The organism is Streptomyces sp. AF1A (assembly GCF_047340315.1).
In the GTDB taxonomy this organism is placed as follows: domain Bacteria; phylum Actinomycetota; class Actinomycetes; order Streptomycetales; family Streptomycetaceae; genus Streptomyces.
Genome location: NZ_JBLEBI010000022.1, coordinates 52,288 through 67,810 on the forward strand (window position 1 = coordinate 52,288; position 15,523 = coordinate 67,810).

Below are 15,523 nucleotides of genomic sequence, written 5' to 3' on the forward strand. Positions count from 1 at the left end.
GCGGCGCACGCCCCTACGACGTATGGAGGACCGTCACCCCCGGGCGCCGCCTACGCCTGGCGATCGACACGCGTGCGGTCGCCCCGCTCACCCGGTGCCGAAGCGGTCGAACCGCGCACCACCAGCTCCGGCATGAAAACGAACTCGCTGTGCGGCGCGGGCGTCCCGCCGATCTCCTCCAGCAGCGTGCGCACCGCCGCCTGCCCCATCGCCGGCACCGGCTTGCGGACGGTGGTCAGCGGCGGGTCGGTGAACGCGATCAGCGGGGAGTCGTCGAAGCCGACCACCGACACGTCGCGGGGCACCTCCAGGCCCCGCTGCCGGGCCGCCCGTATCGCCCCGAGCGCCATCATGTCGCTGGCGCAGACCACCGCCGTGCAGTCCCGTTCGATCAGCGCCGTCGCCGCGGCCTGGCCGCCCTCCAGCGTGTAGAGCGAGTGCTGGACCAGCTCCGACTCGATCGTCTCGGCGCTCAGCCCCAGCTGGTCCTGCATCGCGCGCAGGAAGCCCTCGATCTTGCGCTGCACCGGCACGAACCGCTTCGGACCGAGCGCCAGCCCGATCCGGGTGTGGCCCAGCGACGCCAGGTGCGTCACCGCCAGCGTCATCGCCGCCCGGTCGTCGGGGGAGATGAACGGCGCCTGCACCTTCGGCGAGAAGCCGTCCACCAGCACGAACGGCACGCCCTGGGCCCGCAGCCGCTCGTAGCGCTGCATGTCGGCGGTGGTGTCGGCGTGCAGTCCGGAGACGTAGATGATGCCCGCGACCCCGCGGTCCACCAGCATCTCGGTCAGCTCGTCCTCGGTGGACCCGCCCGGGGTCTGCGTGGCGAGCACCGGCGTGTAGCCCTGGCGGGTCAGCGCCTGGCCGATGACCTGGGCCAGGGCGGGGAATATCGGATTCTCCAGCTCCGGCGTGATCAGGCCCACCAGGCCCTCGCTGCGCTGCCGCAGCCGCACCGGGCGCTCGTAGCCCAGCACGTCGAGCGCGGCCAGCACGGACTGGCGGGTGGTGGCGGCGACGCCCGGCTTGCCGTTGAGGACCCGGCTGACGGTCGCCTCGCTCACCCCCGCCTGCGCGGCGATGTCGGCAAGCCGTGTGGTCACGGCACTGGACTGTACCGGTCGGGTCTCGCCTTGCACACCGGCCGGGCGCCGGGGGCGGGGAGCTGAACGGCCCGCCGCGGGTTGCTGCCTCATCGCGCTCCCTCAGGTTCGTGGTGGCAAGAGCTTGCAGAGTCTTGCACAAGTGTGCCGCTTACCGCTCCACCGGCTCCAATACTGGGTTGCGGCGGGGTCGAGGGCGGGTCACGGGCGGGTAACCTTCGACGCGTCTTGCATTTTTTTTCTGCAAGGTCTTTCGCGGCGCTTACATCGCTGTTACGTTCCCTGTCGCCCGGCCGCGGCAACGGCGCAGTCGGCAAGTCGCAGGGGCGGACGGGACCGCCCCCTGTACCACTCGGGCTCAAACCCTCAAGGAGAACTCATGCGGCGTGGCATAGCGGCCTCCGCGCTGGTGGCGTCCCTCGCCCTCACGGCGACGGCCTGCGACGGCGGGAGCAGCGACAGCGGCAAGGCGGACGGCCCGGTCACCATCACCTGGTGGGACACCTCCAACGCCACGAATGAGGCACCGACGTACAAGGCCTTGGTCCAGCAGTTCGAGGCCGCCAACAAGAACATCAAGGTCAAGTACGTCGACGTGCCCTTCGACCAGGCGCAGAACAAGTTCGACACCGCGGCGGGCGCCAGCGGCGCCCCGGACGTGCTGCGCTCCGAGGTCGGCTGGACCCCGGCCTTCGCCAAGAAGGGCTACTTCCTGCCCCTGGACGGCACCGAGGCCCTCGCCGACCAGGCCAAGTTCGAGCCGAACCTGATCAAGCAGGCCCAGTACCAGGGCAAGACCTACGGCGTGCCGCTGGTCACCGACACCCTCGCGCTGGTCTACAACAAGGCGCTGTTCCAGAAGGCCGGCATCACCGAGGCCCCCAAGACCTGGGACGAGCTCAGGGCCGACGCCGCCAAGATCGACGCCAAGGAGCACGTCTACGGCTACTGGGGCTCCACCCAGGCCTACTATGCCCAGAGCTTCCTCTACGGCGAGGGCACCGACACCGTCGACGCCACCGCCAAGAAGATCACCGTCGACTCGCCCGCCGCCAAGAAGGCCTACGGCACCTGGCTGAGCCTGTTCAAGGGGCAGGGCCTGCACAAGGCCGACACCACGGCCGACGCCTACGCCCACATCCAGGACGCGTTCGTCAACGGCAAGGTCGCCGCGATCATCCAGGGCCCCTGGGAGATCACGAACTTCTACAAGGGCTCGGCCTTCAAGGACAAGTCCAACCTCGGCATCGCCACCGTCCCCGCCGGCTCCAGCGGCAAGGCGGGCGCCCCGACCGGCGGCCACAACCTCGCGGTCTACGCCGGCTCCGACAAGGCCCACCAGGCCGCGGCGCTGAAGTTCGTGAAGTTCATGACCTCGGCGAAGTCCCAGGAGACCATCGCGCTGAAGAACTCCACGCTGCCCACCCGCTCCGACGCCTACACCGACCAGGTCAAGGCCGACCCGGGCATCGCCGGCTACCAGGGCGTCCTGTCCGCCGCCCAGCCCCGCCCGGCCCTGCCCGAGTACAGCTCCCTGTGGGGTCCGCTGGACACCGAGCTGCCGAAGATCGCCGGCGGCAAGGAGTCCCTGGACCAGGGTCTGAGCAACGCCGAGGCGGCCATCGTCAAGCTGGTGCCCGACTTCAGCAAGTGAGCCCTCGTGGCCGTCGGATCCTCCCGGTACAAGAAGGGGGAAGGATCCGGCGGCCACGGCCTGTGCCCAGCCCAACCCTTTGATCGTGAAGGTGTCGAACCATGACAGTCGCCATCGACCGCGCGACCGGCAAGCGCCGCGGTGACCGCGCGCCTCGGCCCGGGCTGGGGCAGCGCATCAAAAACGGTTACCAGAGATACTGGTACGCCTACGCGATGATCGCGCCCGTGGTCGTCGTGCTCGCCGTGATCGTGGCGTATCCGCTGATCCGCGGCTTCTATCTGACCCTCACCGACGCCAACAGCCTCAACTCGGCCCGCACCATCGGCGTCAACCACATCCCGGCCACGTACAAGTTCATCGGCCTCGACAACTACAAGGACATCCTGTTCGGGCCGCTGTCGTACGACCGGTTCTGGTCGCACTTCCTGTGGACCGTCGTCTGGACGGTCGCCTGTGTGGCCCTGCACTACACCATCGGCCTGGGCCTGGCGCTCATGCTCAACGAGAAGCTGCGCGGCCGTACCCTCTACCGGGTGCTGCTGGTCCTGCCCTGGGCCGTGCCGACCTTCGTCACCGTCTTCTCCTGGCGGATCATGCTGGCCGACAGCGGCGTGCTCAACCAGGTCCTGCACGGGCTGCACCTGCCCCAGCCGCAGTGGCTGGAGGACACCTTCTGGCAGCGGTTCGCCGCGATCATGGTCAACACCTGGTGCGGTGTGCCGTTCATGATGCTCTCGCTGCTCGGCGGCCTGCAGTCCATCGACTCCAGCCTCTACGAGGCCGCCGAGATGGACGGCGCGAGCGCCTGGCAGCGCTTCCGGCACGTCACCCTGCCGGGTCTGCGCTCGGTCAGCTCCACCGTCGTCCTGCTGGGCATCATCTGGACGTTCAACCAGTTCGTCATCATCTTCCTGCTGTTCGGCAAGAACTCCGCCCCGGACGCCCAGATCCTCGTCACCTGGGCCTACGAGCTGGGCTTCGGCCAGCAGCCGCGCGACTTCGCCCAGTCCGCCGCGTACGGCGTGCTGCTGCTGTCGATCCTCACCGTCTTCACCTCCTTCTACTTCCGCTGGCTGAAGCGCAATGACCAGCTCGCCGTCTGACGCCGCAGGAGACGCTGCCATGAGCACCACGACCCTCGACAAGACCGGGACCGCACCGGCGTCCGCCCCCGCGTCCGCCCGCCGCGTCCGCCGGCGCGGCGAGCGCGGCCCGCTCGGCGTCGCGCTGCTGCACGGCGGCCTCGCCGTGGCGAGCCTCATCGCCCTCGCCCCGGTGGCCTGGCTGATCTACCTCTCGCTCGGCCCGGACAAGGAGGACTACCTGCACCCCGGCGGGATCGCGGGCAAGGCCAGCTTCTCCAACTACACCTTCGTGCTCGAGCACACCGGCTTCTTCGAGTGGTTCAAGTCGACGATGATCGTGGCCGTGGGCACCACCCTGATCGGCGTCTTCGTCGCCGCCACCACCGGCTACGCGGTCTCGCGCATGCGCTTTCCCGGCTACAAGCCGCTGATGTGGGTCCTGCTGCTCACCCAGGCCTTCCCGATCGCCATCCTGATCGTGCCGATGTACGAGATCTTCAGCGAGCTCGGCCTCATCGACACCTACTGGGCGCTGATCATCATCAACTGCACGACGGCCGTGCCGTACAGCGCCTGGCTGCTCAAGGGATACTTCGACACCATCCCCTTCGAGATCGACGAGGCCGGACGCGTGGACGGCCTGAGCCCCTTCGGCACCTTCTTCCGGCTGATCCTGCCGCTGGCCCGCCCGGGCCTGGCCGTGGCCGCGTTCTACAACTTCATCACCGCCGTCGGAGAGGTCGCCTTCGCGACGACCTTCCTGCTGGACGACTCGAAGTACACCTTCGCCGTCGGCCTGCAGACCTTCGTCAGCGAGCACGACGCCCAGTGGAACTACATGGCCGCCACCGCGGTGCTGATCGCGATACCCGTGTCGGTGTTCTTCTACCTCGTGCAGAAGAACCTCGTCACCGGCCTCACCGCCGGCGGCACGAAGGGCTGACGCCCCACTCGGAGGGACTCCCGCGCACCAGTTCGCGCGGGGAGGCGGCCGCGGTGTCCTTCCCGGCTCCCGGCTTCGCTCGAGCCGGGGAGACACCCAGACCCCGCCGGCACCGCGGCCGCCTCGCACCCTCCCGGCCCCGCCCCGCCGCCGTATCCACCGCCCATGACCCGAACCCGGTCACGCACCACTTCAAGGACGCCATGAGCCAGCAGCCCCCCGCCGCACAGGCCCACCACTCCGCCGTCGCCACCGTCGCCGACCGCCGCGACTGGTGGCGGGACGCGGTCATCTACCAGGTCTATCCGCGCAGCTTCGCCGACAGCAACGGCGACGGCATGGGCGACCTGGAGGGCGTACGCTCCCGCCTGCCGTACCTGCGCGACCTCGGCGTCGACGCCGTGTGGCTCAGCCCCTTCTACGCCTCCCCGCAGGCCGACGCAGGCTACGACGTCGCCGACTACCGCGCCGTCGACCCCATGTTCGGCACCCTGCTGGACGCCGACGCGCTGATCCGCGACGCCCACGCGCACGGCCTGCGCATCATCGTCGACCTGGTCCCCAACCACTCCTCCGACCAGCACGAGTGGTTCCGGCGCGCGCTCGCCGAGGGCCCCGGCTCCCCGCTGCGCGAGCGCTACCACTTCCGCCCCGGCAAGGGAAGGAACGGCGAGCTGCCGCCCAACGACTGGGAGTCCATCTTCGGCGGCCCGGCCTGGACGCGCGTCGAGGACGGGGAGTGGTACCTGCACCTCTTCGCCCCCGAGCAGCCCGACTTCAACTGGGAGCACCCGGCCGTCGGCGACGAGTTCCGCTCCATCCTGCGCTTCTGGCTGGACATGGGCGTGGACGGCTTCCGCATCGACGTGGCCCACGGCCTGGTGAAGGCCGACGGGCTGCCCGACCTCGGCGCGCACGACCAGCTCAAGCTGCTCGGCAACGATGTCATGCCGTTCTTCGACCAGGACGGCGTCCACGAGATCTACCGCCAGTGGCGCCGCATCCTCGACGAGTACGCGGGGGAAAGGATCTTCGTCGCCGAGGCCTGGACCCCGACCGTCGAGCGCACCGCGAACTACGTCCGCCCCGACGAGCTGCACCAGGCCTTCAACTTCCAGTACCTGAGCACGGAGTGGGACGCCGAGGAGCTGCGCACGGTCATCGACCGCACCCTGGAGGCCATGCGCCCGGTCGGCGCCCCCGCCACCTGGGTGCTGTCCAACCACGACGTCACCCGCCACGCCACCCGCTTCGCCAACCCGCCGGGGCTCGGGACCCAGATCCGCTCGGCGGGCGATCGGGAGCTGGGCCTGCGTCGCGCCCGCGCCGCCACGCTCCTCATGCTCGCGCTGCCCGGCTCCGCGTACATCTACCAGGGCGAGGAACTGGGCCTGCCCGACGTGGTCGACCTGCCCGACGAGGTGCGCCAGGACCCGGCGTACTTCCGCGGCGCCGGCCAGGACGGCTTCCGCGACGGCTGCCGCGTCCCCATCCCGTGGACCCGCGAGGGCTCCTCGTACGGCTTCGGCGCCGGCGGCAGCTGGCTGCCGCAGCCGGCCGCCTGGGGCGAGCTGAGCGTGGAGGCGCAGACCGGCGTGGCGGACTCGACGCTGGAGCTGTACCGGTCCGCGCTGCGTGTGCGCCGCGCCCGGCCGGACCTCGGCGCGGGCGACGCGGTGGAGTGGCTGCGGGCCCCCGAGGGCGTTCTCGCCTTCCGGCGCGGCGACTTCGTCTGCGTCACCAACACCACGGGGGAGTCGGTGCGCACTCCGGCGTACGGCCGCGCGCTGCTGAGCAGCGGCGAGGTGGCCGAGACGGGCGACGAGGCGAAGGTGCCCGCTGACACCACCGTCTGGTGGGCCACGGCGGACTGACACCGCTTCTGAAAGTTCTTGCATCAACTTCACACAGGCCCGCTGCCTTTCCGGCAGCGGGCCTTTACCATCTGCGTCACCGCAAGTTTGCTGAAACATTGCAGCAAGCGACAACAGCGGCTCTCCACGCCTTCAACGGCGCCTTCAAAGACGAAGGAACCCCCACATGGCACGCAGAACCCTCCCCGCGGCACTCGCCCTCGCCGCCGCCTTCTCGATTGGCATGTACCCGACTACGGCGCAGGCGTCGCCGCCCGGCACCAAGGACGTCACCGCCGTCCTCTTCGAGTGGAACTACGCCTCGGTGGCCCGCGAGTGCACCACCACCCTCGGCCCCGCCGGCTACGGCTACGTCCAGGTCTCCCCGCCCGCCGAGCACATACAGGGCTCCCAGTGGTGGACGTCGTACCAGCCGGTGTCGTACAGGATCGCGGGCCGCCTCGGTGACCGCACGTCCTTCAAGAACATGATCGACACCTGTCACGCGGCCGGCGTGAAGGTGGTCGTCGACACGGTCGTCAACCACATGTCGGCGGGCAGCGGCACCGGCACGGGCGGCTCGACGTACTCCAAGTACGACTACCCGGGCCTGTACTCCTACCCCGACTTCGACGACTGCACCTCCCAGGTCACCAACTACCAGGACCGCTGGAACGTCCAGCACTGCGAACTCGTCGGCCTCGCCGACCTGGACACCGGCGAGGAGTACGTCCGCAAGACCATCGCCGGGTACATGAACGACCTGCTCTCCCTCGGCGCCGACGGCTTCCGCATCGACGCCGCCAAGCACATCCCGGCCGAGGACCTGGCGAACATCAAGTCCCGCCTGACCAACCCCTCCGCCTACTGGAAGCAGGAGGTCATCTACGGGGCGAACGAGGCCGTGCAGCCCTCCGAGTACACCGGCAACGGAGACGTCCAGGAGTTCCGCTACGCCTACGACCTCAAGCGCGTCTTCACCAGCGAGAAGCTGGCCTACCTGAACAACTTCGGCGAGGCCTGGGGCTACCTCCCGAGCTCCGTGGCCGGCGTCTTCGTCGACAATCACGACACCGAGCGCAACGGCTCGACCCTGAACTACAAGAGCGGCGCCGACTACACGCTGGCCAACGTGTTCATGCTCGCCTGGCCCTACGGTGCCCCCGACATCAACTCCGGCTACGAGTGGTCCGACGCCGACGCCGGGCCGCCCGACAACGGCCAGGTCAACGCCTGCTGGCAGGACGGCTGGAAGTGCCAGCACGCGTGGCCGGAGATCAAGTCCATGGTCGCCTTCCGCAACGCGACCCGCGGCCAGTCGGTCACCAACTGGTGGGACGACGGCGACGACCTCATCGCCTTCGGCCGCGGCACCAAGGGCTATGTGGTCATCAACCACGAGAGCACCACGGCCGACCGCTGGTACCAGACCTCCCTGCCCGCGGGCACCTACTGCGACGTGCAGGGCAACCGGACCGTGACGGTCAACGGCAGTGGCTGGTTCCAGGCGGCGGTCGCCCCGAACACCGCGCTCGCCGTCTACGCCGGCAAGTCCAGCTGCTGACCCCGTGGACCGGCCCGCACCGCCCACCCCCAGCGGTGCGGGCCTGCCCGCACGTTGGCGATGAAAGTACTTGCTACCGCTTTCAAAACTCTTGCTGTAAACCTTTCGTCGGCGATACGGTCGCGCGGGCGTCCGGCATCGGAGCCGAGCCGCGGCGCAGGGGTCGGACCCAAGAGAGCCGTAATCGCAAGGAGTCAAAGCCTGTGATACCGAGATGGCCGGCGCCCGGAAGGCGCCGCACCCCCAGCAGCAGGAGGGTCGCGGCCGTCACCGTCGCGGCCCTCGCCGCCGCGCTGATCCAGCCAGTGGCCGCACACGCCGCCACCCCGCCCGCGCCCCCGTCCGACGCGGCGCTGGCCGCCCAGCCCGCCCGGCACGACGACACGCGCGAGCAGTTCTACTTCGTGATGCCGGACCGGTTCGCCAACGGGGACCGGTCCAACGACCGCGGCGGGCTCACCGGTTCGCGGCTCAGCACCGGCTACGACCCCACCGACAAGGGGTTCTACCAGGGCGGCGACCTCAAGGGCCTGACGCGGAAGCTGGACTACATCAAGGGCCTCGGCACCACCGCCATCTGGATGGCGCCCATCTTCAAGAACCGCCCCGTGCAGGGCACCGGCGCCAACGCCTCCGCCGGCTACCACGGTTACTGGATCACCGACTTCACCCAGGTCGACCCGCACTTCGGCACCAACCAGGACCTGAAGACCCTCATCTCCAAGGCACACGCCAAGGGCATGAAGGTCTTCTTCGACGTCATCACCAACCACACCGCCGACGTCGTCGACTACAAGGAGAAGTCCTCCCAGTACCTCTCCAAGGGCGCGTTCCCGTACCTGACCAAGGACGGGCGGCCGTTCGACGACGCCGACTACGCCGACGGCGGCAGGAGGTTCCCGGCCGTCGGCACCGGCTCCTTCCCGTACACCCCGCAGGTCACGAGCAGGGCCAAGGTCCCGGCCTGGCTCAACGACCCGACGATGTACCACAACCGGGGCGACTCGACCTTCGCCGGCGAGTCCGCGACCTACGGCGACTTCTCCGGCCTCGACGACCTGTGGACCGAGCGCCCCGAGGTCGTGCACGGCATGGAGAAGATCTACGAGCGGTGGGTGAAGGACTACGCCGTCGACGGCTTCCGCATCGACACCGTCAAGAACGTGAACATGGGGTTCTGGACCCAGTGGGCGACCGCGCTCGACAGGTACGCGGCGGCGCACGGCCGGAAGAACTTCTTCATGTTCGGCGAGACCTACGACTCCAGCACCTCGGTCACGTCCCCGTACGTCACCCAGGGCCGCCTCGACGCCACGCTCGACTTCCCCTTCCAGGACGCGGCCCGAGGCTACGCCTCCCAGGGCGGCAGCGCGCAGAAACTCGCGGGCGTCTTCGGTGACGACTACAAGTACACGACGGACAAGGCCAACGCGTACGAGCAGGTCACCTTCCTCGGCAACCACGACATGGGCCGCATCGGGTACTTCCTGAAGCAGGACAACCCGAAGGCGACGGACGCCGAGATCCTGAAGAAGGACAGGCTGGCCAACGAGCTGATGTTCCTCAGCCGCGGCAACCCGGTCGTCTACTACGGCGACGAGCAGGGCTTCACCGGCTCCGGGGGCGACAAGGACGCCCGCCAGACCATGTTCGCCTCCAAGGTCGCCGACTACCTGGACGACGACGAGATCGGCACCGACCGCACCGCCGCCGCCGACGCCTACGACACCAGGGCCCCGCTGTACCGCGACATCGCCGCGCTCTCCAGGCTCCGCAAGGCCAACCCGGCGCTGGCCGACGGAGTCCAGACCGAGCGGTACGCGGCCGACGGCGCGGGCGTCTACGCCGTCACCCGGACGGACGCCAGGACCGGCCAGGAGTACGTCGTCGCCTTCAACAACGCGGACGCGGCGAAGACGGCCACGTTCCCGACCGGCTCCGCGGACATGACGTACCGCGGCGTCTACGGCGCCACGGACGCGGTGAAGTCCGACGGCGACCGCAAGGTCACCGTCACCGTCCCGGCCGGCTCCGCCGTCGTCTACAAGGCGGCCGGCACCCTCGCGGCGCCCACCACCAAGCCGTCCGTCACCCTGCACGCCCCGGCCCCCGGCGCCACCGGCACGGTGGAGATCGGCGCCGACGTCGACGGCGGCGGGCTGGACCGCGTCGTCTTCGCCGCCCAGGTCGGCGACGGGAAGTGGCAGGTCCTCGGCTCCGCCGACCACGCCCCGTACAAGGTCACCCAGACCCTCGGCAAGGACGTCCCCGCCGGCACCGCCCTGCGCTACAAGGCGGTCGTGATCGACTCCGCCGGGCACACCGCGAGCGCCACGGCGACCGGCACCACCGGCACCCCGCCCGCGCCCGAGGTCCCCACGGCCTCCTCCCGCGACTACGCGATCGTCCACTACAAGCGCGCCGACGGCGACTACGGCGACTGGGGCCTGTACGCCTGGGGCGACATCGCCGACGGCGAGTCCACCACCTGGCCGGCCGGCCACCCGTTCGCCGGCCGGGACGCCTGGGGCGCCTTCGCCTACGTCAAGCTCAAGCCCGGCGCCTCGAACGTCGGCTTCCTGGTCGTCGACAAGGACGGCAACAAGGACGTCTCCGCCGACCGGAGCATCGACGTCACCAAGACGGGCGAGGTCTGGGTCGAGCAGGGCAAGCCCGACGTCCTCACCCAGCGGCCCGACTACCCGGCCCAGGACCCGACCAAGGCGGTCATCCACTACCACCGCGCCGACGGGAACTACGACGGCTGGGGCCTGCACGTCTGGACGGGTGCCGCGAACCCCACCGACTGGTCGAACCCGCTGAAGCCGGTGAAGACTGATGCCTATGGCGCGGTCTTCGAGGTACCGCTCACCGACGGTGCCACCAGCCTCAGCTACATCCTCCACAAGGGCGACGACAAGGACCTCCCCGCCGACCAGTCCCTGGACCTCGAGGCCAGTGGCCACGAGGTGTGGGTCTTGAGCGGCCAGGAGAAGTACCTGCTGCCGCAGCCCGCCGGCAGTGCGGCCGCGCTCGACCTGACCACCTCCAAGGCGGTCTGGATCGACCGGGACACCGTCGCGTGGAACGGCGCCGACGGCGCCGTCTCGACCCAGCTGCTGTACTCCCGCGACGGCTCGATCGCCGTCAAGGACGGGGCCCTGACCAGCGACGACGAGCGCTGGATCCGGCTGGAGAAGACCACGCTCACGGACGCCCAGAAGTCGAGGTTCCCGTACCTGAAGGACTACGCCGCCTGGTCCGTGGACCCGCGTGACCGGGACCGGGTGCGCCAGGCGCTGACGGGTCAGCTGGTCGCCTCGCAGCGGGCCGCGAACGGCGCCGTGCTCACGGCGACCGGCGTGCAGATCGCGGGCGTGCTGGACGACCTGTACCCGGGCGCGACGAAGGCGTACCTGGGACCGGTGTTCCACGACGGGAAGCCGACCCTGTCCGTGTGGGCGCCGACGGCCCGGAGCGTCTCACTGGAGCTGGACGGCTCCCTCAAGCCCATGCACCGGGACGACACCACCGGCGTCTGGTCCGTCAGCGGCCCGGCGTCCTGGAAGGGCAAGCCGTACCGGTACGTCGTGAAGGTCTGGGCGCCCAGCGTCCGCGAGATGGTCACCAACAAGGTCACCGACCCCTACTCGGTCGCGCTCACCGCGAACTCCGAGCGCAGCCTCGTCGTCGACCTGAACGACAGGTCCCTCGCACCGAGCGGCTGGGCATCCCTGCACAAGCCCAAGGCGGTGCCGCTGCGGGACGCGCAGATCCAGGAGCTGCACATCCGGGACTTCTCGGTCGCGGACGGCACCGTCCCGGCGAAGGACCGGGGCACCTACCTGGCCTTCACCGACAAGAACAGCGACGGCTCGAAGCACCTGAAGCAGCTGGCGAAGTCCGGAACCTCCTACGTCCACCTGCTGCCGGCCTTCGACATCGCCACCATCCCCGAGAAGAAGGCCGACCAGGCGACCACCGACTGCGACCTCGCCTCCTACCCGGCCGACTCCGACCAGCAGCAGGCGTGCGTGGCGAAGATCGCCGCGAAGGACGCCTACAACTGGGGCTACGACCCGTACCACTACACCGTTCCCGAGGGCTCGTACGCCACCGACCCGGACGGCACCGCCCGCACGGTCCAGTTCCGCAAGATGGTCCAGGCACTCAACCAGGACGGCCTGCGCGTCGTCATGGACGTCGTCTACAACCACACGGCGGCCAGCGGCCAGGCCGATACCAGCGTGCTCGACAGGATCGTGCCCGGCTACTACCAGCGGCTGCTCGCCGACGGCTCGGTGGCCAACAGCACCTGCTGCGCCAACACCGCGCCGGAGAACGCGATGATGGGCAAGCTGGTCGTGGACTCGATCGTCACCTGGGCCAAGGAGTACAAGGTCGACGGGTTCCGCTTCGACCTGATGGGCCACCACCCGAAGGCCAACATCCTCGCCGTCCGCAAGGCCCTCGACGCGCTGACCCTCAAGAAGGACGGCGTCGACGGCAAGAAGATCATCCTCTACGGCGAGGGCTGGAACTTCGGCGAGGTGGCGAACGACGCCCGGTTCGTGCAGGCCACCCAGGCGAACATGGCCGGCACCGGGATCGCCACCTTCTCCGACCGGGCCCGTGACGCGGTGCGCGGCGGCAGCCCCTTCGACTCGGACCCCGGCGTCCAGGGCTTCGCCTCCGGCTTGTACACCGACCCCAACTCCTCCACCGCCAACGGCTCGAAGGAGGAGCAGAAGGCCCGCCTGCTGCACTACCAGGACCTGATCAAGGTCGGGCTCAGCGGCAACCTCGCCAAGTACCACTTCACCGACACCGACGGCAAGCAGGTCACCGGCGCCGAGGTGGACTACAACGGCTCGCCCGCCGGCTACGCGGACGCGCCCGGCGACGCCCTCGCCTACGTGGACGCGCACGACAACGAGTCCCTCTTCGACGCGCTGACCTACAAGCTGCCCAAGGACACGTCCGCCGCGGACCGGGCCCGCATGCAGGTGCTGGCGATGGCCACGGCCGCCCTCTCGCAGGGGCCGTCGCTCTCCCAGGCGGGCACCGACCTGCTGCGCTCCAAGTCCCTGGACCGCAACTCCTTCGACAGCGGCGACTGGTTCAACGCCATCCACTGGAACTGCGCCGACGGCAACGGCTTCGGCCGCGGCCTGCCCATGGCGGCGGACAACCAGTCCAAGTGGGACTACGCCAAGCCGCTGCTGACCGGCGTGAAGGTCGGCTGTCCGCAGATCACCGGCGCCTCCGCCGCGTACCAGGACCTGCTGAGGATCCGTACGACGGAGAAGGCGTTCTCGCTCGGCACCGCCGCGCAGGTGCAGGACCAGCTGTCCTTCCCGCTGTCCGGCAAGGACGAGACGCCGGGCGTGATCACCATGAGGCTCGGCGACCTGGTCGTCGTCTTCAACGCCACCCCGCAGCGGCAGGAGCAGCGGATCGCCGGCCTGGCCGGAGCGCACTACCGGCTCCACCCGGCCCAGGCCTCCGGCGCCGACCCGGTCGTGAAGACCTCCTCCTACACGTCCGCTTCGGGCACCTTCACGGTCCCGGCCCGGACGGTGGCGGTGTTCACCCGGGCGGCGGCGTAGGGTCGGCTCGTCACCGTAGAACAGGAGTGCCCATGCCGCAGATCACCGTCGACTACTCGCACCCGGGGAAGGACGCCCTCGACCGGCACGTCTTCGCGCGGGCGCTGCACGAGGCGGCCGTCGGGATCGCGGCGGCCAAGCCGGAGGCCTGCAAGACGCTGTTCCGGTACAGCGACTGCGGTGTGTTCGGATACGAGGACCCCGATGCGGGCGGGCACGCCATCGTGCACGTGACCATCGGGCTCCTCGCCGGACGCAGTGACGAGACGAAGGCGCGGCTGACGGAGGCCGTCGTCGAGCTGATCCGGCGGCATGTGGCGCCGGGGGACGGGGTCACCCTGCACGCCTCCGCCGAGGTCCGCGAACTGGACCGCTCCTACCGGAAGTGCGAGCAGTAGCGGTCAGGAACCGAGGGCGATCAGCCGGCCGACGAGCTCCGCGAAGGGGCCGTCGGCCGGTTCGTCCTTCGCCATCCTCTTCAGCAGCGCCGCCATGCCCTCGTCGTGGGCCGCGCTGACGGCGGCGAGGGCGGCGAAGTCGTGGACGAGCTGGACCTCCAGTTCGGCGCGCGGGACGCGCCGGCCGTCCAGCCAGAGCAGCGCCGTCGACTCGGCGAGCGAGATCCAGGAGCGGACGACCAGTTCCAGCCGCGGGGGCGCCTCGGTGACGCCCAGGTGCGACAGCATCTGGTCATACGCGGCCTGCCGTACGGAGTCGATCAGGGCGTTGGTCGTCGAGGAGCCCACGGCCGGGCCGCCGCGCATCAGGGCCGCAAATCCCGGCCCGTGCTCGTCCACGAAGTCGAAGAAGCGGCGCATCACGCGCAGCAGCCGGGCGCCGAGCGGGCCCTCGTGGGGCTCGGCGAACCGGCCCGCGAGATCCTCCGAGGCGCGCTTCAACGCGGCCTCGTACAGACTGAGTTTGCCGGGGAAGTAGTGGTAGACGAGCGGGCGCGAGATGCCCGCGGCCGACGCTATCTCGTCGATGGAGACCTCGTCGGGCGAGCGTCGGCTGAACAGTTCGAGGGCGACGCCGATCAGCTGCTGCCGCCGCTCCTCGACGCCCAATCTGCGGCGAACCCCGGTACGCATGCGAACACCTTACCGATCGGATTCAGCCGCCAACGGTCCGGACCCGTACCGGCATTCGCGCCATTTCGGTCACAGGTCGAGCACGAGACGCTCACTTCTGGCCCGGGACGCGCGGAGCGGCATCGAGCCGGCACGCTCCGCATCCAGGAGAAGGACAACTTGCGGGCCTTGAGCGGCACCCGCTCGTCCTCGGCGACGAGCGTCGGCTAGTGCAGGCCGCTGATCGACCGCCCGCCGGCCAGGGTGCCCTTGAGTTCGGCCCGCGTCCCCTCCTTGGCCCGGGCCACCAGCAACGGCCCCTGCCCGGAGGCGTTGAGCCCGCCCGTCGCCCGGATCGACGAGGTGCCCTCGCTGCCGGCGGCGAGCAGGTACCAGTGCCCGCCGCGGGACTTCCACAGCACCCCGGCCAGTACATGCGGATCGCGCGGCCCGCACGCCGGTACGTTGCGCGCCCTGGCCACGACCGCCCCGTACCGCCCGCCCGGAGTGCGGAACTGCGCCAGCACGGCCGGCCCGTCACCCCGCCAGGTCTCGGCCCGGGTGCACACCCAGTCGCCCGCCCCGCTGCCGTCGGGCAGCGGCTGCTCGGCGTAGGACCAGGCGTTGACGCTCCTG

At 69.9% G+C, this 15,523-nt stretch carries 9 protein-coding genes and 1 pseudogene; 7 read left to right on the forward strand and 3 right to left on the reverse strand.

Annotated features, from left to right (window positions below; genetic code table 11):
* Positions 1-50: 50 nt before the first annotated feature.
* Positions 51-1,106: a LacI family DNA-binding transcriptional regulator gene (locus tag ACLU3S_RS10360; RefSeq protein ID WP_413951459.1), complete on the reverse strand. Its 1,056-nt coding sequence runs from the start codon at positions 1,104-1,106 to the stop codon at positions 51-53.
* A 379-nt stretch (positions 1,107-1,485) separates the two neighbouring features.
* Between ACLU3S_RS10360 and ACLU3S_RS10365 the strand changes: the two genes are divergently transcribed.
* The 7 genes from ACLU3S_RS10365 (at position 1,486) to ACLU3S_RS10395 (ending at position 14,215) form a co-directional block, all read left to right on the forward strand.
* Positions 1,486-2,760 carry an extracellular solute-binding protein gene (locus tag ACLU3S_RS10365; protein WP_413951460.1) on the forward strand — a complete coding sequence of 425 codons (1,275 nt, stop codon included), beginning with the start codon at positions 1,486-1,488 and terminating at the stop codon, positions 2,758-2,760.
* A 101-nt stretch (positions 2,761-2,861) separates the two neighbouring features.
* Positions 2,862-3,866, forward strand: a complete 1,005-nt coding sequence (locus tag ACLU3S_RS10370) for a carbohydrate ABC transporter permease (RefSeq protein ID WP_413951461.1) — start codon at positions 2,862-2,864, stop codon at positions 3,864-3,866.
* Between the two features lie 19 nt (positions 3,867-3,885).
* Entirely contained in the window at positions 3,886-4,791 is a 906-nt protein-coding gene (locus ACLU3S_RS10375; protein ID WP_413951462.1) for a sugar ABC transporter permease, read from the forward strand.
* 203 nt (positions 4,792-4,994) lie between these two features.
* Complete coding sequence (locus ACLU3S_RS10380; RefSeq protein WP_413951463.1) at positions 4,995-6,665, forward strand: glycoside hydrolase family 13 protein; 1,671 nt, start codon at positions 4,995-4,997, stop codon at positions 6,663-6,665.
* Positions 6,666-6,831: 166 nt separating this feature from the next.
* On the forward strand, positions 6,832-8,208 hold the full coding sequence (locus ACLU3S_RS10385) for an alpha-amylase (protein ID WP_413951464.1): 1,377 nt from the start codon (positions 6,832-6,834) through the stop codon (positions 8,206-8,208).
* Positions 8,209-8,411: 203 nt separating this feature from the next.
* Complete coding sequence (gene pulA / locus ACLU3S_RS10390; RefSeq protein WP_413951465.1) at positions 8,412-13,817, forward strand: pullulanase-type alpha-1,6-glucosidase; 5,406 nt, start codon at positions 8,412-8,414, stop codon at positions 13,815-13,817.
* Positions 13,818-13,849: 32 nt separating this feature from the next.
* Positions 13,850-14,215 (forward strand): 5-carboxymethyl-2-hydroxymuconate Delta-isomerase, encoded by a 366-nt coding sequence (locus tag ACLU3S_RS10395; RefSeq protein WP_413951466.1) that lies wholly within the window; start codon positions 13,850-13,852, stop codon positions 14,213-14,215.
* A gap of 3 nt (positions 14,216-14,218) precedes the next feature.
* Here ACLU3S_RS10395 and ACLU3S_RS10400 read toward each other — a convergent pair whose 3' ends face one another.
* Both ACLU3S_RS10400 and ACLU3S_RS10405 read right to left on the reverse strand, forming a co-directional pair.
* Positions 14,219-14,908, reverse strand: coding sequence for a TetR/AcrR family transcriptional regulator (locus tag ACLU3S_RS10400; protein WP_413951467.1), 690 nt, complete (start codon positions 14,906-14,908; stop codon positions 14,219-14,221).
* A gap of 206 nt (positions 14,909-15,114) precedes the next feature.
* Positions 15,115-15,523, reverse strand: a pseudogene (locus ACLU3S_RS10405) (hypothetical protein); the annotation flags it as partial.

Excerpts from the sequence above, each read along its gene's own strand:
- ACLU3S_RS10365 (WP_413951460.1), top strand. The coding sequence starts at position 1,486 with ATGCGGCGTGGCATAGCGGCCTCCGCGCTGGTGGCGTCCCTCGCCCTC.
- ACLU3S_RS10395 (WP_413951466.1), top strand. The coding sequence starts at position 13,850 with ATGCCGCAGATCACCGTCGACTACTCGCACCCGGGGAAGGACGCCCTC.
- ACLU3S_RS10385 (WP_413951464.1), top strand. The coding sequence starts at position 6,832 with ATGGCACGCAGAACCCTCCCCGCGGCACTCGCCCTCGCCGCCGCCTTC.
- ACLU3S_RS10370 (WP_413951461.1), top strand. The coding sequence starts at position 2,862 with ATGACAGTCGCCATCGACCGCGCGACCGGCAAGCGCCGCGGTGACCGC.
- ACLU3S_RS10375 (WP_413951462.1), top strand. The coding sequence starts at position 3,886 with ATGAGCACCACGACCCTCGACAAGACCGGGACCGCACCGGCGTCCGCC.
- ACLU3S_RS10400 (WP_413951467.1), bottom strand. The coding sequence starts at position 14,908 with ATGCGTACCGGGGTTCGCCGCAGATTGGGCGTCGAGGAGCGGCGGCAG.
- ACLU3S_RS10380 (WP_413951463.1), top strand. The coding sequence starts at position 4,995 with ATGAGCCAGCAGCCCCCCGCCGCACAGGCCCACCACTCCGCCGTCGCC.